We start from the raw sequence: 18,549 nt of genomic DNA on the forward strand, positions 1-18,549 counted from the left end.
AATATTACCTTAAAAACATGTTCTCTTGTATTTAGTAGACACTATTTACATAATAAATGAGAAATGATTAGCTTCTTTCTGGAGAAAAAAAAAGCTGTTTCACAATAGGAAACAGCCTCTTTTATTTTGTAAAGCGTTCTTAAAACTTCTTTAGTATAAATATTTTAAAGCAGTAACATCATTGCTGTTGAAGGCTCCTGTTTCATTATTTCCAAAACAAGCTCTCATTAATGAAGTTGCATCATATCCTGAAGGCGTTCCTGGAATCAAGATAGCTCCCACTCCTGCAGTCCCTTCATTTGAATTTGATCCACAGCTTTGACGGCTAAACCAATCTGTATGACGTAAACCAATACTATGTCCTATCTCATGAGCTGCTACGTGTGCATTAACACCAGTACTGTAAGTATCTAAACCTGAATACAAAGTAACTGAATTAAACGGCGCACCTCCTGAAGGAAAACCTGCAACTCCGCCTGCACCACCTTGTTCTCTACGAACAACTATATTTGCTCCACTAGTACTAGAACTAAAAGTTAAACTAAATTTTAGTTCTAAATTTAAATTATTGTATCTATTTATTGCTGCTTGTAATCCTGCACGCATGTTATTGCTTAATGCAGATGCACCTGTTCCAGATAATCCTACCACCTTAATAGTTCTTGGTCCTGAAACCAAATTGTTAGTTCGGTATTGCTCTGTCGTAATACCTCCGTGAATATCCATTTTTTCCAATTGATGTTTAGTCATAATAATATCACCCTCAATCAAAAATACGTCTTCGATTGTACCGTCTAAATTAGTGTGCTTTACTACTTTTACATCTTTATTATTAAAAGATAATGCGCTAAGTTTATTTAAAACTTCTGGAGTAATTTCTGTTGCTTGTGCTTTGGCTTGATTTGACTCATCATCGTTATTACAAGATAATGCTACCAATGCTACGAAAGTCAATGCTAAAATTGATTTAATTTTTTTCATTTTTTAATGGTTATTTTGGTTAGTTAAATATTACTTTTTTCGAACGCTTTACAAAATTCAAAACGCCTAAACTAACAAATTAAAGTCATTAAAAATAAAAATTAAATTATTTTAACAAAAACAAATTTTTATTTTTGCTATTTTCAATTTAACACATATTAACTGAGATCCCAAAGAGCTAATGTTTTCTACTATTTAGCACATATTGCATCAAAAATGATCAAAAAAAATTATATTTGTTTTTATTTCAATAAAAAAATAAATAATTAATTAAAAATAAAACAAATATAAAATCATAAAATACGATGTAAAAATAAAAATTAAATTAAATTTTAACTTTTTTAATAAGAAAAAAATTATTGTTTTAGAGAAATATTTTTAGATTTTAAAGCTTTACTATAAGGTTTTACAAATATTTTAACTAAAATCAGGAGGGTATAAAAATGTTAAGATTTAGATTTTTAGAAGAAATAAATAACCCAATTTACGATGAAAACGTAGAAGATAAATCGACTATTAATTTCAAAAAAAAAGCTACTATCAAAGTAGTGCATCTATTCCAAAGTAAAATAAACAGGCTTAAAATTGGATCAATAAAATCTAAAAATGAAAACAAAATTTATATACCTGCTAATTCTAATTCATTCCATGAGCTTCTCTCAAGATTCTTCTTTTTGGAAGCATTTGATAAAGAAAGAAAGTGAAGCAAAAAATCAAAAATATTATTTTTCTACGTTAGAAAATGCGCACAAAAAATCGTGGAAAATTGTAAAAAAATTAGATTTAAATTATTGTATTATTGAAACAAAAAGTCTTTTAGATAAAAACGATTTGAAGAATATTTTGCCAGCAAATAATTTTTGGAAACTACCCGCTACTTTCAAAAGTCATGACGAAAGCAAACAATACATAGTGGCAACAGACAATATTGATGATTTAATTGATGAACTCAATGAAGCTACCATACCATTTATCAGAACAGCAACAAATAATTTAATACTAATTAAATCAAATTCTAAAAATATTAGCAAAGTCATCTCATCAAATAGTGTGTTAGCCGTTTCCAGTGAATCATTAATTCCAGTAACGGAATCTAAAATTGCAGACCAAAATTTCACTATTAATCAAATAAACAAAGCAAATTATAATTTCCCTACACTATTAGGAGAGAATGAAATTATTTCTATAAAAGACGAATTTTTAAACATAAATGATATCGACTTACTAAATAAACTTGTTCCTTCCAGTATTCAGTCGACAAAACTCTCTGATCATGCAACTGCCATGGCTACCATTGTTTCTGGATTGGGAAATAGCTCTATTTTAGGAAAAGGAGTAGCACAAAAATCAAAAATACAGTCCTCAGATTTTTTAAAAATTTTTCCGGACGATCTATCAACTTTACAAGGAGCTACTACACAAAATCATTCGTATGGAACCGAAATTGAAAATTTTTATGGATCATTAGCAGCAACATATGATGAGCAATTATTTACAAACCCTTTTCTCACTCATCTTTTTTCATCAGGAAATAGAGGTGCTGAAGGTTTCAAAAGTCTCTCCGGAAATTTTAAACAGTCAAAAAATAGTATAGTTATAGGTTGCATTGACCAATATGAAAAAATCATGTCTTTTTCGTCAAAAGGTCCTGCTTATGATGGCAGAATTAAGCCGGAATTAGTCGCCTACAGTACGCAAGGCACTTCAAATGCTACAGCACTTACATCTGGCATTGTGACCTTACTAAAAGAACATTTTAAGAACATCACAAATGCACCTTTAAATAACGCTTTAGCAAAAGCTATTTTAATTAATAGTGCTAAAGATCTAGGTCCTAAGGGTCCTGATTATACATATGGTTACGGCAGCATTGATGCGGACAAATCTTTAAAAACAATTAGTGAGAACAGATTTATAATTGGTAACATCAATCATAATCAGCGTAATTTGCATAACCTTACTATACCACCAGCAACCAAAAATGTTAAAATTACATTGGTTTGGAACGATATGCCTGCAGCTATAAATAGTGCATTTAGTTTAGTAAATGACCTCGACTTAGAGCTGATTTCAGCTAATAAAACGGTTTATTTACCATATATCTTAAATCCTAATTCTCCCCAGGAATTAGCAGTTACGGGAAGAGATAACCTTAATACAATTGAGCAAATAATAGTCACCAATCCCATTGCTGGAATTTACTCAATTGGTGTAAGTGCAAATTTATTATCTAATTTGTCTCAAGATTACAGTATAGCTTATGAATTTGAATTAGAAAATAAATTCGAATGGAACTATCCCGTTAGAACTGATAATTTTCCGTTTGATGGTAAAACAATTTCTCCTTTTAAATGGGATTCTACTTTGTCAGGGAAAACAGGCCAATTAGCAATTAGTTATAATGAGGGACAGTCATGGGAAACAATAGCTACAGAAGTCAATTTAGAAAAAGAACAATTTGAATATTCACCTACCGAACAAAAGTATGCCGAAGCACGATTAAAAATGACTGTAAATAATGTTGATTATTTATCAGATCTTTTTACAATTTCGTATGATTTAAATATAAATTCCAGTTTAGTTTGCGACGGAACTACAGAAATAAATTGGAATAAGCCGACTGATGTTAATTTATTCAATATTTATAAATTAATAGGCGATCATTTACAATTCACAGAGCAAATATCTGGTTCAACCTACCACTATACCGATGGAAAAAACTACACAGTTACTCCAGTATTTGGCAAAAGTGAAGGAATTAAAAGTCAGTCAACATTAGTCTACGAGTCTAATTCAAATTGTTATTTTAAATTAGCTGCAGCAGAAGTTTATGAAGAAAATAAAGTAAAAATTGACGTTGGTCTCTTTAGTATATTTAATATTAAAAAGATCGATTTAATTAAAATTATTAATTCATCTGAAATAATAATTGCCACCAATAGCAATGTGAGTTCAAAGGACTTTTATCTTTTGGATGAAAATCCAATAAAAGGCAATAATCAGTATAAGATAAAATTAACGCTAATGAATAATACGATAATAAACTCAACCACAATTAATACCAATTATTTAGCTAACAGTTTATTTTTAGTAACTCCTACTCTAGTACGAAAAAATGAAAGTCTTTACATAGAAGCTAAAAATGAAGAACAATTTTTATTTTACTTATATAATTTAACTGGGCAAAATGTGATTACAACTCCTCTTCTTTCAAAAATCAGCAGTGTACCGCTCAACGATATATTTGCTGGAATATATATCTATAAAATAGTAACCAAAAAAGGTCAAATTGAAACGGGAAAAATTATAATTATGTAATTATAAACTAAGTTAGAAAAAGCTATAAAAATAATTAAACTATACAAAATTAGATTGCATTTTTATCGTCCTATTACTATAATTGATTTTATTTATACCCTACTTAAATTAAAGTACAAAACAGATAAAATTAGTACTAACAAAAATCCTGCATTTAAACTTATGACTAAACAAAAAATCTCATGAGCGAGATTTAGAAAATTTACTTGTGCCTTTCTCTTTTTTTTCTATTAAAATAATGCAATCAGAGCTAAAAAATTTAATGATTTATATAAATTTTGCAAAGGCTAGATTAACTGTTAGCGCGATCATAAAAATAAAAAGTAATATCAAATTAAAACTCTATACTTCCGTAAAGTATTATATCGAGATTTTACATAAAAATTTAGACCTGCCTAAGTTTTAACAAAAGTATTTTAAAGGTTTTTTCTTAGTAAAATCATTTCAACAACATAAAAAACATATTTTCTTATCCTTATAAAATTCACTATTTTTGCAGTTAAATATTTTAGTCATGCCAAACAAAAAATACAAAATAGCAGTCATTCAATTGAACCTAAATGATATTGCCGAAAACAACTTAAAAAAATGCATAAGCTGGGTTCGTGATGCTGCCAAACTTGGTGCCGAAGTAATTTCGTTACCCGAATTATACAGCAGTCATTATTTTTGTCAAAGTGAGGATGTAGATAATTTTGCTTTAGCAGAGCCACTTTACAGTACTTCGTTTATAGCTTTTAGCGCTTTAGCAAAAGAATTAGGTGTGGTAATTATTGTTCCTTTCTTCGAAAAAAGAATGGCTGGAATTTATCACAATAGTGCTTACATCATTGATACAGATGGTTCTGAAGCAGGTTTATATCGTAAAATGCATATTCCAGATGACCCACATTTTTATGAGAAATTCTATTTCACCCCTGGAGATTTAGGTTTCAAAACAATCCCTACACAAAAAGGAAAAATTGGAACATTAATTTGTTGGGATCAATGGTATCCTGAAGCAGCAAGATTAACTGCGCTTAAAGGTGCTGAGGTTTTATTTTATCCTACTGCTATTGGATGGCATCCACAAGAAAAAGAACAATATGGCGAAAACCAGTATGGCGCTTGGATGAACGTTATGAAAGGTCATGCAGTTGCGAATGGAGTTTATGTTGCTGCTGCAAACAGAATTGGTTTAGAACAATATTTACCTGATACAGCTGGAATTCAGTTTTGGGGCGCTTCTTTTATAGCAGGACCTCAAGGAGAAATCTTAGCACAAGCTTCACATGATAAAGAGGAAATCCTTATTGCAGAAGTTGATTTGGATTTACAAGAAAACGTACGTCAGAACTGGCCCTTTTTTAGAGACCGAAGAATTGACGCTTTTGGGGATATTACAAAAAGAGCAATCGACTAATTATGAGTACAACTAACAGAAGATTTCCTGCTGAATGGGAAAAACAACAAGGTGTTTTACTTTGTTTTCCTCACAATGGTAATGATTGGCCTGGGAAATATGAAGCCGTTAAATGGGCTTTTGTAGAATTTATTAAAAAAGTGGCTTCTTTCGAGTCTGTTTTTTTAGTTGTTGCAGATGAGAATCAAAAAGAAAAAGTCAATATAATGCTTGAAACGGCTCATGTTGTATTGACTAATGTTTCCTATATCATTCAGAAAACCAATAGAAGTTGGATGCGTGATTCAGGTCCTATTATTGTTAAAAACGGAAATGAAAGAGAAGCATTAAACTTTAATTTTAATGGTTGGGCAAAATATAAAAACATTCAATTAGATAAACATGTTCCTGCTACTGTAGGCGAGTTTCTAAATATTCCTGTTACGCAAGTAATGTACAAAGGAAAACCCGTAATTGTAGAAGGTGGCGCTATTGATAGCAACGGAAGAGGAACTTTATTAACTTCCGAAGAATGCTTGATGCATCCAAGTATTCAGGTTCGAAATCCAAATTTCACCAAACAAGATTATGAAGCTGTGTTCAAAGAATATCTGGGTATCACAAATGTAATTTGGTTAGGTGATGGAATTGAAGGAGATGATACACACGGACATATTGATGATTTATGTCGTTTTGTAAACGAAGACACTATTGTTACAATCGTGGAAACAGATCCAAAAGATCATAATTACAAACCTTTGCAAGACAACTTAAAAAGGTTACAAAATGCCAAATTAGAAAATGGTAAATCACCTATAATTGTAGCTTTACCAATGCCAAAACGTTTGGATTTTGAAGGATTGCGTTTGCCGGCTAGTTACGCTAATTTCTTAATTTTAAACAATTGTGTTTTGGTTCCTACTTTCAACGATTCAAATGATCGAGTAGCTTTAAACATACTTTCAGAATGTTTTCCTGATAGAGAAGTTATCGGAATTAGTTGTACTGATTTTATTTGGGGTTTTGGTACTTTACACTGTTTAAGCCAACAAATTCCAGAATAGATTATTATTCTAAAATACAGTAAACAAAAAAAGACTTGTAGTAAAATGCTACAAGTCTTTTTTTTTGTTCCTTAAAAAACACTAATCTTTAGTAAATTCAATTTTTTGACCATCCGAAGTGATCATATTGAAACCTTTAAGGTTTTCATTGAATTCAAATTTAAGACCAGCTTGTTTTGATTCAAAATTATTTTTACCAGTTGGTTGCACTGTAAAGGCAGGATAATCTGTTATCAATGCTTTTAAAGCACCATTTTTTTCTGAAAAAGTAATTTTTAATGGGGACATTTTAGTAGAATAAACACCTAAATAGCCATCTAATATAATATCCTTTTCTACTAAACCTTTATCTGCTGTCCATGTATTGTTTGTAACATTACTATCTGGCAAAATATGATCTGGATCAATTACAATACTTTCAATTTCTTCTGTTGATTCGTGTTTAAATGACCATGATTTATTTTTTTGCCAAATTTCAACCGGAAGATTGATGCGACTTATTTTACCACTTTTAGTTTTCACCTCTAAAATTACTGGCATTGCCATTTTTTCGAAGTTTTCAATATTTATTACAATTCCTTGCTTAGGATCATTTTTTACATATTTTATACTATTAATTCCTTGGTCTAAACGCCAGTTATTTTGAAACCAACCTCTCCAGAACCAACCCAAATCTTCACCAGCAACATTTTCTATAGTTCTAAAAAAGTCATCTGGCATAGGATGTTTGTATGCCCAACGCTCTAAATAAGTACGTAAAGCGAGATCAAAACGCTCTTCTCCTAAAATTTGTTCTCTTAAAATAATTAAACCTGAACTTGGTTTTGCATAAGCTAGTACACCAATATTAGCTTCTTTCATATTATCTGGAGAACTCATTATAGTCTCAAGATTTGGATTGGTGTAATATTCTGATCTTTGGTGCAAATCGGCTTTTGGTTCTTTATATTCACCATTGTTAAAATCTACTGAACTCACAGAATTGATAAAAGTATTGAATCCCTCATCCATCCATCCAAAAATTCGTTCATTAGAACCTACAATCATAGGAAACCAAATATGACCAAATTCATGATCTGTAACACCCCACAAATCTGCTCCTTTAGACTCCCAACTGCAAAAAACGATTCCTGGATATTCCATACCACCTTCATTTCCCGCTACATTGGTAGCTACAGGATAAGGATATTCCATCCATCTTTTTGAATAGTTCTCGATAGATCCCTTCGTATATTCTGTAGAACGTCCCCATGCATCATTACCAGCACTTTCCTGAGGATAAACAGATAAGGCTAAAGATTTTTTACCACTTGGTAAATTAATTTTTGCTCCATCTAAAATAAAAGCGGCAGAAGAGGCCCAAGATAAATCACGTGAATTTTTTATTCTAAAATTCCATGTTTTAGTTGACGACACAGCCATTTTTGAAGATTTTGCTACTTCTTCTGCAGTACGTATAAAAACAGTTTTATCACTTTGTTTTGCTTGTTCTAGACGTTTCAATTCTTCGGCAGAATAAACTGCATTAGGATTTAGCAATTCTCCTGAACTCACCACAATATGATTAGAAGGAACAGTAATACTTACATCAAAATCACCATATTCTAAATAGAATTCTGAGGCACCCAAATACGGATTGGTGTTCCAACCTCTAATATCATCATACACACACATTCTAGGATACCATTGTGCTATTGTGAAAATTTTACCATTTTTAGTTTCTAGCACTCCCATTCTATCCGATCCTTCTAATGGAGAAGTAAAAGAAAAATCAATTTTAATTTTAACTGCTCCCCCTTTTGGATTTAATACTTGAGGAAGAAAAACTTGCATTCTTGTATCTGTAATTAAATATTTAGCTTCTGTTTCGGTAGTTTTACCTTTTATAGTACTAATTACTTTTACTGATTTGATTTTATGACCACCATCAAATGCTTGTCCTTGTGCTCCATTACGACTTCCTGTTAGTGGTACAACTGAATTTCCTCTAGAATCGGATTTAAATAAATTCTGATCTAAATGCATCCAAACAAAATTCATTTTATCTGGACTATTATTGGTATAAGTAATTAATCCAGAACCTAAGATTTCGTTGGTAGCCTCATTTAGTTTAGCTGTTAATTTATAATCTGCTCTGTTTTGCCAATATTCAGCACCAGGCTGACCACTAGCAGATCGAGTACTTGTTCCGTTATTGTTGTAAAAAAACGGTGCAAATGCATCATGATAATCGTATTTGGAAATAGGACTCGTTGGTGCATTAGTAGCATTTTGTTGAGCCCAGATCGAGCTAACTCCCATTAATAAAGTCAATTTTAAAATGACTCCGATGCGAATGTTTTTCATTTTATTTTATTATTTAAGCACCAAATTAATGAAAAATAATTCAAATCTTAAATTATATTCATTGTAATACCTAAAAATTAATAAAATTTTATGAAAAATTCCTCCCTATTTTATATTCTTTATACACGAAAATTAAAATATATTTACATTATTATTTTTATAACTATTATCAAGAACCATTTTGACAATTACTATTACAAATTCAAAATTAAAAGCTCAAATTAAAACTTTGGGAGCCGAATTATGTTCCTTAAAAAATAACAATGCACAGGAATATATGTGGGAAGGAGATCCTGCTTTCTGGGGGAAACATTCTCCTATTCTATTTCCTATAGTTGGCACTTTAAAAAATGACTGTTATACTATAAACAACAAAGAATATAACATGTCAAGACATGGTTTTGCCAGAGAAATGGAATTTAAAATAATAGATCAAAAAGAAAATAGTGTTGTTTTATCTTTGCAATCTTCAGAAGAATCATTAAAAGTTTATCCGTTTCTATTTGAGCTACAAATACAATACACTTTGCTTGAAAAAAATTTAATAGTAGATTATACCGTATTTAACAACAGTAGTACATCAATGCCATTTTCTATTGGTGCTCACCCTGCTTTTGCTTTACCAAATCATTTTGAAAATTACTCAATTGAATTTGAAAAACAAGATACTTTACAATATTACCTTTTAGAAAATAATTTGATTTCTGATCGAACAAAAAGTCTAGAATTGCAAAACAAACAAATAGATTTGAACTACGAACTATTCAAAAATGATGCGTTAATTTTTAAAAACATACAATCTAAATCATTGACAATTATAGATAATAAAAAACCTCGTTTAAAGGTCTGCTTTCAAAATTTTCCAGATTTGGGAATATGGACAAAACCAAATGCGTCTTTTATATGCATAGAACCTTGGTTTGGATATTCCGATACAAATAAAAGTTCCGGAAAGCTAGATGAAAAAGAGGGAATCCAGATTCTAAATGCATCACAAACTTTCAAATCAAAATTCAGTATAGAAATATTCTAAAAATTAAAGTTATGCTAAATATAAATTTTACTCCATTTCATAATTTAGAAACAGAGCGCCTACTCCTAAGAAGAGTTGATAATAATGATCTAAAAGAGGTTTTCGCATTGCGATCTAACCCCGAAACAATGAAATATATCCCAAGACCTTTAGTTACAACTGACGAAGAAGCCTTAGCTCATATTGCAATGATAGAATCGAAAATAGAAAGTAATGAGGGAATTAATTGGGCTATAACTTACAAAGGAGATCCAAAACTAATTGGAATTATAGGTCATTATAGAATAAAACCAGAACATTATAGAGCTGAAATAGGTTATATGATATTACCTGAATTTAACGGAATGGGAATTGTGACTGAAGCCGTTCAAGAAGTAGTAAAATATGGCTTTGAAGTCATGAAATTACATTCTATTGAGGCGGTTATTGATCCTGATAATTTAGGATCGGCAAAAGTTTTAGAAAAGAATAATTTTAAGAAAGAAGCTCACTTCATAGAAAACGAATTCTTTAATGGACGCTTTTTGGATAGTGCCGTTTATACTATTTTAAATAAATAATAAGGATATCACTAAATTAGATTCCTTAACCAAAAACAAAACATAAATCTTTATATTTGTAGCGCTTTTATTAATACTTATAATTCAAAAGCATTAGCTATTACTTTTTATGAAAAATTTTTTTATTACCTCTTTTCTTTTATTCTCTGTATTATCAATTGGTCAAACTTACATTAAAGCAAATGCTTTGACTACCTTATTAACAATCCCAAATGTTGGTATTGAAACAAGTATTGGAGAAAAATCAACGTTACAATTTGATGTTTTAGCCTCTTTATGGAAATCTGTAAATGGAAAACCAAGAGAGTTTTACACTTTTACACCAGAATATCGCTTCCATTTTAAAGAAAAATATAATGGTTTTTATGCTGGAGCTCATATCGGTATGAGTATTTTCAATTTTCAAAAATGGAATTATTTAAATACCACAAAATACGAGAAAGGTTTTGGCTATTTTATTGGAGCAACTGTTGGGTATCAGGTAAAAATAAATGAAAAATTTATGTTGGATTGCTTTTTAGGAGGCGGATCACATCAAGGTTTTTATAAAGGATATGATTTTAATACAGAAATACGCTATGATGGTGCTAAAAAATATAACAAAAGTGGCGAATGGCTTCCGTATCGTGGCGGTGTAATGGTTTCCTACAAATTAAATTAACTGAATTTTGGTAGTGAACTAACATATAATTCCTCTACTTGTTTTCTGGCCCAATCTGTTTTTCGTAAAAAAGTCAGAGATGATTTAACACTTGGATTATCTGTAAAACACTTAATTTTTATCAGCTCGCCCAAGGTATCAAAGCCATAATGTGCTACTAATTGCTCTACTATTTGTAATAATGTGATTCCGTGAAGAGGATCTTTTGATTTTGAATTTTCCATTTTGCAAATATATAAAACGATAAAGAACAAATTTTAAAATTAGTAAAAATGAAAAAATATTTATGGTTAGTGGCTTTTTTTGTTTTGCAAGTTAGTTTTGCACAGAACAAAGTAACTACCTATTATTTTATTAGACATGCAGAGAAAGTAGATGATTCTAAAATTCCTAATTTATCTGAAATGGGTACTGAAAGAGCCAAAATATGGAACGAATTATTTTCTAACATAAATTTAGATGCCATTTATGCAACTGATTATAATAGAACCCTACAAACGGTAACACCAACAGCACTAAGTCAAAAACTCAGTATTACAAAATACAATCCTAAAATGATTGATATTGAATCTTTTAAAAAAGAAAATTTAGGCAAAAAAGTTTTGATTGTTGGTCATAGTAATACCATACCAAATTTTGTTAATCAAATGATTGAACAAAATATTTATACTGATATTCCGGACAACACTTTTGGAAATCTTTATATTGTAACAATAGTTGGAGAGGCCATAAATTATCAACTCTTAAAATTACGCTAAAAGAATGCTTCTAAAATCTAATTATTATTGATTATTAAGGATCTTTTCTTTTTTATTATACCTTTGCAACACTATGCTAAAAACTATAAACATATTCAATAAAAGAGCTAAATTCGACTATGAAATAATCGAAACATTTACTGCTGGAATCGTCTTGGCTGGAACCGAAATAAAATCGATACGATTGGGCAAGGCAAATATCACAGAGAGTTTTTGTGAATTTAGTAATAATGAACTTTTTGCTATTAATACTTATATTGAAGAATATACTTTTGGTAATCAATTCAACCATAAAGCCAGAAGTGAACGCAAATTACTTTTGAAAAAAAAGGAACTCAAAGGTTTACTGAAAAGTGTCCAAGCAAAAGGGTTAACAATTGTTCCTTTGAAATTATTTACCAATGAAAAAGGATTAGCTAAACTACAAATTGGTCTTTGTAAAGGAAAGAAAACGTATGACAAGCGAGAATCCTTGAAGGAACAAGACACAAAAAGAGATCTTGATAGAATAAAAAAAGCGTTTTAAAATTAATTTTAAAACATAAAATCGATTCTTTGTAGCTAAAAAATTGACTGAATTTGTCAAGACAAACACAATCAATACTTAATAATGAAAACACTACTTAAAAACGCAAGAGAAATAAAAGATCTCAAAACTAGAGAAGTAGCACAACTATTAGGGATTGATCAAGCATTAATCAGCAAGTTTGAAAGCGGAACTCGTAAACCCACCAGAGATCAAGTTATCAAACTAGCTTCTTTATTAGAAATTGATTTAGAAACCATAATGATTGCATGGCTCAAAGAAAAAATTCTTCACGAAATTGGTCAAGATGAATTTGCATTAAAAGCCTTGCTAGTCGCAGAGCAAGAAATTAGATCTCAAAATAAATCAACAACCATTATATTATCTGCAGCACTACAGAAAATTTTAACTGAGATAGATCTATTAAAAGCAAAATTAGACACATTCCGTCAGTATGAAAGTTCTAGCATTACTACAGCGTTAGAGTTAGAATATACTTATGAGAGTAATCGCCTGGAAGGAAATACCATGACGCTTCGCGAAACGGATTTAGTGATTAATGAAGGTATAACAATTGCCGGAAAAAGCATGCGAGAACATCTAGAAGCAATTAATCATCAGGAAGCTATAGCTTTTATAAAAGATTTTGCTCAAAAAAAAATATCGTTTAATGAAGCGGAGTTTTTATCCATTCATAATTTAATTTTGAGAGGAATTCTTCCTCAAGAGGCTGGACGGTATCGAAAAGTGCAGGTAATGATAAAAGGAAGTACCTACATTCCGCCTCAACCAAATGCTATTCCCAATGAAATGGAAGCGTTTTTTATTTGGTATGAAGCCAATAAAAATAAGATACATCCAATTGTTTTGGCTGCAGAACTACACGAGCGTTTAGCAAAAACTCACCCATTTATTGATGGAAACGGAATAACCGCTCGATTAGTTATGAATTTAATTTTAGTACAAAATGGTTATGTAATTACAAATATAAAAGGAGATTACGAAAGTAGAATACAATACAATCAAACACTAGAAACCGCTCAAAATAAAAACAATAAAGAAGCTTTTATGCTATTTGTTGCTCAAACTCAAAAAGAAAACTTAGCTCGTTACATCGGAATTATTAGTCAATAAAAAAATGCCCAACTACTTAAAAAAAGGAATTGGGCATTTTTATTAATTTCTATCTTCTAATAAAGGAACAAATCGGAACTCTCCAAACTCATGTTTTTCAAATTGAGTTTCGTTTACTCGAATTAATAATGTCATAATTTGCACCTCTTCACCAAGTGGAATAACGAGCCTACCTCCTATTTTAAGTTGTGCCATCAAAGGTTGTGGTATAAAAGGAGCTCCAGCAGTTACAATAATACTATCAAAAGGAGCGTAACCCGGTAATCCTTTATAACCATCTCCAAATGAAATATGTTTGGGTCTAATATTTAGTTTTGGAAACAAAATAGATGTTTTCTTAAACAGCTCATTCTGTCTCTCAATACTATACACTTTTGCACCCATATTACATAAAACCGCTGTTTGATAACCTGAACCCGTGCCTATTTCTAGGACTTTATCTTCTTTTTGCACCTCTAACAATTGGGATTGAAAAGCTACGGTATAGGGATGAGAAATAGTTTGACCTGCGCCAATGGGAAATGCTTTATCCTGATAGGCATGATCCGAAAAACTTGAATCTAAGAATAAGTGTCTTGGTATTTTTTTTATCGCATCCAAAACACTTTTATCAGTAATACCTTTTTGCTCTAAAACGCTTACTAATTGATTCCGAAGTCCTTGATGTTTGGCTGTATCTTTCAAAATTAAATATTATTTTTTTGGTAAAAATAGAAGTAATAAAACCAATAAGCAAGTAGCAAATTACAGATGAATTTATTATGATTTCAATACAATTTGGTATTTTAAAAAATTGAATTTTAATTTTTATTCCTATTTTTGTAGAAAGAACATCATTATGCTAAAAATTGGAGTATTAGGTGCAGGTCACCTAGGAAAAATACATTTGCGTTTATTACAACAATCTGAAAAATATGAATTAGTGGGTTTTTACGACCCTAATCAAGAAAATGCAGAAAAAATTTCTAAAGAATTTGGCTATAAAAATTTCAGTACTATTGCCACTCTAATACATGCTGTTGATGTTATTGACATTGTAACCCCTACTCTCTCTCACTATAAATGTGCTAAAGTTGCAATTAAATCGGGTAAACATGTTTTTATAGAGAAACCCATTTCTAATACTGTTGAAGAAGCCGAGGAAATAATTGCTTTGTCAAAAGAATATAATGTGAAGGGTCAAGTTGGTCATGTGGAGCGTTTTAATCCTGCATTTTCTGCAACGAAAAACATGATTGATAACCCAATGTTTATAGAATCCCATCGTTTAGCAGAATTTAATCCTCGTGGGACCGATGTTCCCGTGGTTTTAGATTTAATGATCCATGACATTGACGCCATTTTGAGTGTGGTTCAGTCTAAAGTAAAAAAAATTAGCGCCAGCGGTGTATCCGTAATTAGTGATACTCCAGATATAGCAAACGCTCGTATTGAATTTGAAAACGGCTGTGTTGCCAACTTAACGGCAAGCAGAATATCGATGAAAAACATGCGAAAATCACGTTTTTTCCAGAAAGATGCCTACATCTCTGTTGATTTTCTAGAAAAGAAATGTGAAGTCGTAAAAATGAAAGATGCACCAGAAGTTCCTGGAGATTTTGATATGATTTTGCAAAATGCCGAAGGAGTAAAAAAACAAATCTACTTCTCTAATCCTGATGTAGAGCAAAACAATGCTATCTTGGATGAATTAGAGTCTTTTGCCGATGCAATTACAAACAATACCAGTCCCATAGTAACTTTAGAACAAGCAACTGAAGCTTTAAGAGTGGCCTATCAAATTATTGACTGTTTTGATAAATAATATTCAAAAAAAAAACTAATCATATATTATAATTTAAATAAATAATGAAAACAATAGCAGTTATTGGCGCAGGAACAATGGGAAATGGTATAGCACATACCTTTGCTCAAAGTGGTTTTACAGTTAAATTAATTGATGTATCCGAAAAATCATTGGATAAAGGAATGGCTACTATAGCTGCGAATCTGGACAGAATGGTTTCTAAAGGAACAATAACTGATGAGGACAAAGCAAAAACAATCACCAATATTATCACCTATACTGATATTAAAGATGGTGTTGTTGGAGTAGATTTAGTAGTAGAAGCGGCTACAGAAAATGTAGAACTAAAACTGAATATTTTCAAACAACTCAATGATGCTTGTGCTCACAATACCATACTAGCCACCAACACTTCTTCTATATCTATTACTCAAATTGGAAGCGTTGTAACGAATCCTGAAAGAGTAATTGGTATGCATTTTATGAATCCAGTTCCTATTATGAAATTGGTAGAAATTATTCGTGGCTACAATACCTCTGACGAAGTAACAAAAACGATTATGGAGTTGTCTGTTCAATTGGGAAAAACACCAGTTGAAGTAAACGATTATCCAGGTTTTGTTGCTAACCGAATATTAATGCCAATGATCAATGAAGCAATTGAAACTTTATACAATAAGGTTGCAGGTGTTTATGAAATTGATACGGTAATGAAGCTGGGAATGGGACATCCTATGGGACCTTTACAACTAGCCGATTTTATTGGACTTGATGTTTGTTTGGCTATTTTAAATGTGATGTATGATGGTTTCAAAAACCCTAAATATGCTCCTTGCCCACTATTGGTAAATATGGTTAGAGCAGGGAAAATGGGTGTTAAATCTGGTGAAGGTTTTTACGATTATTCTGTAAATAAAAAAGCAGAAAAAATTTCGAAACAATTTATATAATTTTCATTCTTAAAGGTCAAAAGTCTTTGTATTATTGTACAGAGACTTTTGACTTTTAATTTTTAATTTCTAATGATTTATGGCTAAAATTGTTCCTTTTCAAGCAGTCAGACCTACAAGAGACAAAGTCTGCTTAGTGACTTGTCGTTCCTACGAAGAATATGTAAATGCGGAATTAGCAGCGCAATTAGACTTTAATCCATTGTCCTTTTTGCACATATTAAAACCAGCCTATACCAATCAAGAAACCGTTTCTTTTGAAAAAAGATACCGACAAGTACATCAAAAGTATCAGGAATTTAAAAATGAAATTATTTTAATTAAAGATAAAAAACCTGCTATTTATATTCATAAAATTGTAACCAAAACACACTCCTTTACAGGTATTATCGTAGGAACAAGTGTAGAGGATTATTGCAATAATGTTATAAAAAAACACGAAGATATAATTGCTTTTAGAGTGCGATTATTAAAAGAGTATATGCAACATGCAGAGTTCAATACAGAACCTGTACTAATGACGTATCCTGATAATAAAACCATTGAAAATTGGATCTTTAATTGTTGCCAAAAATTGGCTGACTTTGAGTTTTCGACAACCAAAAAAGAAATTCATTATCTATGGAAAATAGAAGACACTCTAGAAATTAATTGGTTGCAAAATATTTTCGAAAAAACGGAAAGTCTTTATATCGCTGATGGCCATCATCGTACCGAAGCACTGAAAATGCTTTCTCTAGAAAATAAAGACGTACAGAACACTTCAAAAAACCATATTTTAAGTTATTTAATTTCAGAAAATAATGTAAAAATATACGAATTCAATAGATTGATAAAAGATCTTAATGGATTATCAAAACACGATTTCATTAAGGCTTTAGAAAATAATTTCATTATCGAAAATAAATACCAGCAGCCTTTTCAACCCCTTGAAAAACATCATTTTGGAATGTATCTTGATACTGAATTCTATAGTTTAATTTTAAGAAAAGAGAAGGATGAAATTAATAGTTCTTTAGAATCTTTGGACACTCAAATTTTATACAAAAAAGTATTATTACCACTACTAGGAATAGAGGATTTGCGCAATGATGAAAGAATTGAGTACCTTTCAGGAAAACAATCTGTTTTAGAGGTAAAAAATAAAATTGATCAAGGAGAATTTGAAGTTGGCTTCCTTTTATTCCCTTCAAATATTGAAGAAATCAAAGCTTTGGCGCATGAAAATCAAATAATGCCTCCAAAAAGCACTTTTATAGAACCTAAATTTAGAAGCGGTTTAGTGATTTATGAATTTTAAATTATATTAAAAAACACTATTAAAAGATTAAAAAATGGCAATAGCAGAAAACCTAGTTTCTATAAAATCTACTTTACCAAAACAAGTAACGCTGGTTGCTGTGTCAAAAACTAAACCTGTATCAGATTTAATGCAAGCTTACGAGGCTGGACAACGAATTTTTGGTGAAAACAAAATTCAAGAAATGGCCGAGAAATATCAAGAAATGCCAAAAGACATACTCTGGCATATGATTGGACATGTTCAAACCAATAAAGTTAAATTTATGGCGCCATTTGTTCATTTAATTCATGGTGTAGATAGTTTAAAATTGTTACAAGAAATTGATAAACAAGCAAAAAAGAACAACAGAATTATTGATTGTTTGTTACAAATTCACATTGCAGAAGAAGAGACTAAGTTTGGACTAAACCAAGAGGAACTAATAGCTCTTGTCTCCTCCTCTTTGTTTGAGGAAATGAAAAACATTCAAATAATAGGTGTAATGGGAATGGCAACTTTTACAGATGATAAAGACCAAGTGAAAAAAGAATTTTCGCATTTAAAAAATATTTTTGAAAATCTACAAAGAATTAATCCTAAAAATTCTCAACTTAATACTATTTCTATGGGAATGTCTGGTGATTATCAAATGGCAATTGATAGCGGAAGCACAATGGTTCGAATAGGAAGTAGTATCTTTGGCGAAAGAAACTGATTGGTGATTTCTGATTAACTATTTTTGATTTCAAATTTTGAAAAACAAATTTTT

17 protein-coding genes are annotated in these 18,549 nt (G+C 30.8%); 13 read left to right on the forward strand and 4 right to left on the reverse strand.

Translation table 11 applies throughout. The annotated features are described in order from the left end of the window. Positions 1-150: 150 nt before the first annotated feature. Positions 151-981, reverse strand: a complete 831-nt coding sequence (locus tag MW871_RS02865; RefSeq protein WP_248427491.1) for a M57 family metalloprotease — start codon at positions 979-981, stop codon at positions 151-153. A 606-nt stretch (positions 982-1,587) separates the two neighbouring features. Between MW871_RS02865 and MW871_RS02870 the strand changes: the two genes are divergently transcribed. The 3 genes from MW871_RS02870 to MW871_RS02880 all read left to right on the forward strand — a co-directional run bounded on the left by MW871_RS02870 (position 1,588) and on the right by MW871_RS02880 (position 6,744). Next, positions 1,588-4,299, forward strand: coding sequence for a S8 family serine peptidase (locus MW871_RS02870; RefSeq protein ID WP_248427492.1), 2,712 nt, complete (start codon positions 1,588-1,590; stop codon positions 4,297-4,299). Positions 4,300-4,813: 514 nt separating this feature from the next. Next, entirely contained in the window at positions 4,814-5,701 is an 888-nt protein-coding gene (locus MW871_RS02875) for a carbon-nitrogen hydrolase (protein ID WP_188050474.1), read from the forward strand. 2 nt (positions 5,702-5,703) lie between these two features. Continuing rightward, positions 5,704-6,744, forward strand: a complete 1,041-nt coding sequence (locus MW871_RS02880) for an agmatine deiminase family protein (RefSeq protein ID WP_248427493.1) — start codon at positions 5,704-5,706, stop codon at positions 6,742-6,744. 81 nt (positions 6,745-6,825) lie between these two features. Here MW871_RS02880 and MW871_RS02885 read toward each other — a convergent pair whose 3' ends face one another. Then, positions 6,826-9,090, reverse strand: coding sequence for a M1 family metallopeptidase (locus MW871_RS02885; protein WP_248427494.1), 2,265 nt, complete (start codon positions 9,088-9,090; stop codon positions 6,826-6,828). A 181-nt stretch (positions 9,091-9,271) separates the two neighbouring features. Here MW871_RS02885 and MW871_RS02890 point away from each other — a divergent pair, with 181 nt between their 5' ends. The 3 genes from MW871_RS02890 (at position 9,272) to MW871_RS02900 (ending at position 11,344) form a co-directional block, all read left to right on the forward strand. Next, the gene (locus MW871_RS02890) at positions 9,272-10,123 is read left to right on the forward strand and encodes an aldose 1-epimerase family protein (RefSeq protein ID WP_248427495.1); all 852 of its coding nucleotides are present in this window, start codon (positions 9,272-9,274) and stop codon (positions 10,121-10,123) included. An 11-nt stretch (positions 10,124-10,134) separates the two neighbouring features. Further along, the gene (locus tag MW871_RS02895; protein WP_188050470.1) at positions 10,135-10,683 is read left to right on the forward strand and encodes a GNAT family N-acetyltransferase; all 549 of its coding nucleotides are present in this window, start codon (positions 10,135-10,137) and stop codon (positions 10,681-10,683) included. Positions 10,684-10,792: 109 nt separating this feature from the next. Next, complete coding sequence (locus MW871_RS02900) at positions 10,793-11,344, forward strand: DUF3575 domain-containing protein (protein ID WP_248427496.1); 552 nt, start codon at positions 10,793-10,795, stop codon at positions 11,342-11,344. On the opposite strand, the gene MW871_RS02905 is transcribed toward MW871_RS02900, so the two are convergent. Then, positions 11,341-11,568 (reverse strand): VF530 family protein, encoded by a 228-nt coding sequence (locus MW871_RS02905; protein ID WP_248427497.1) that lies wholly within the window; start codon positions 11,566-11,568, stop codon positions 11,341-11,343. The two genes, MW871_RS02900 and MW871_RS02905, sit on opposite strands and share 4 nt — an antisense overlap. A gap of 48 nt (positions 11,569-11,616) precedes the next feature. Here MW871_RS02905 and MW871_RS02910 point away from each other — a divergent pair, with 48 nt between their 5' ends. The 3 genes from MW871_RS02910 to MW871_RS02920 all read left to right on the forward strand — a co-directional run bounded on the left by MW871_RS02910 (position 11,617) and on the right by MW871_RS02920 (position 13,762). Beyond that, positions 11,617-12,102 carry a histidine phosphatase family protein gene (locus MW871_RS02910; RefSeq protein WP_248427498.1) on the forward strand — a complete coding sequence of 162 codons (486 nt, stop codon included), beginning with the start codon at positions 11,617-11,619 and terminating at the stop codon, positions 12,100-12,102. Positions 12,103-12,175: 73 nt separating this feature from the next. Beyond that, complete coding sequence (gene smpB, locus MW871_RS02915) at positions 12,176-12,628, forward strand: SsrA-binding protein SmpB (protein WP_210646322.1); 453 nt, start codon at positions 12,176-12,178, stop codon at positions 12,626-12,628. An 84-nt stretch (positions 12,629-12,712) separates the two neighbouring features. Then, positions 12,713-13,762, forward strand: a complete 1,050-nt coding sequence (locus tag MW871_RS02920) for a Fic family protein (RefSeq protein WP_248427499.1) — start codon at positions 12,713-12,715, stop codon at positions 13,760-13,762. Between the two features lie 42 nt (positions 13,763-13,804). Here the strand turns inward: MW871_RS02920 and MW871_RS02925 are convergent, their stop codons facing one another. Continuing rightward, positions 13,805-14,446: a protein-L-isoaspartate(D-aspartate) O-methyltransferase gene (locus tag MW871_RS02925; protein WP_188050464.1), complete on the reverse strand. Its 642-nt coding sequence runs from the start codon at positions 14,444-14,446 to the stop codon at positions 13,805-13,807. 154 nt (positions 14,447-14,600) lie between these two features. On the opposite strand from MW871_RS02925, the gene MW871_RS02930 reads away from it, so the two are divergent. From MW871_RS02930 to MW871_RS02945, 4 genes are all read left to right on the forward strand, one after another. After that, complete coding sequence (locus MW871_RS02930; RefSeq protein ID WP_188050463.1) at positions 14,601-15,566, forward strand: Gfo/Idh/MocA family protein; 966 nt, start codon at positions 14,601-14,603, stop codon at positions 15,564-15,566. Between the two features lie 44 nt (positions 15,567-15,610). Further along, positions 15,611-16,498: a 3-hydroxyacyl-CoA dehydrogenase family protein gene (locus MW871_RS02935; protein WP_248427500.1), complete on the forward strand. Its 888-nt coding sequence runs from the start codon at positions 15,611-15,613 to the stop codon at positions 16,496-16,498. A 79-nt stretch (positions 16,499-16,577) separates the two neighbouring features. Next, on the forward strand, positions 16,578-17,798 hold the full coding sequence (locus tag MW871_RS02940; RefSeq protein WP_248427501.1) for a DUF1015 domain-containing protein: 1,221 nt from the start codon (positions 16,578-16,580) through the stop codon (positions 17,796-17,798). A 34-nt stretch (positions 17,799-17,832) separates the two neighbouring features. After that, positions 17,833-18,495 carry a YggS family pyridoxal phosphate-dependent enzyme gene (locus MW871_RS02945; RefSeq protein WP_248427502.1) on the forward strand — a complete coding sequence of 221 codons (663 nt, stop codon included), beginning with the start codon at positions 17,833-17,835 and terminating at the stop codon, positions 18,493-18,495. Positions 18,496-18,549 lie beyond the last annotated feature (54 nt).

The organism is Flavobacterium pygoscelis (genome assembly GCF_023162025.1).
Lineage (GTDB): Bacteria > Bacteroidota > Bacteroidia > Flavobacteriales > Flavobacteriaceae > Flavobacterium > Flavobacterium pygoscelis.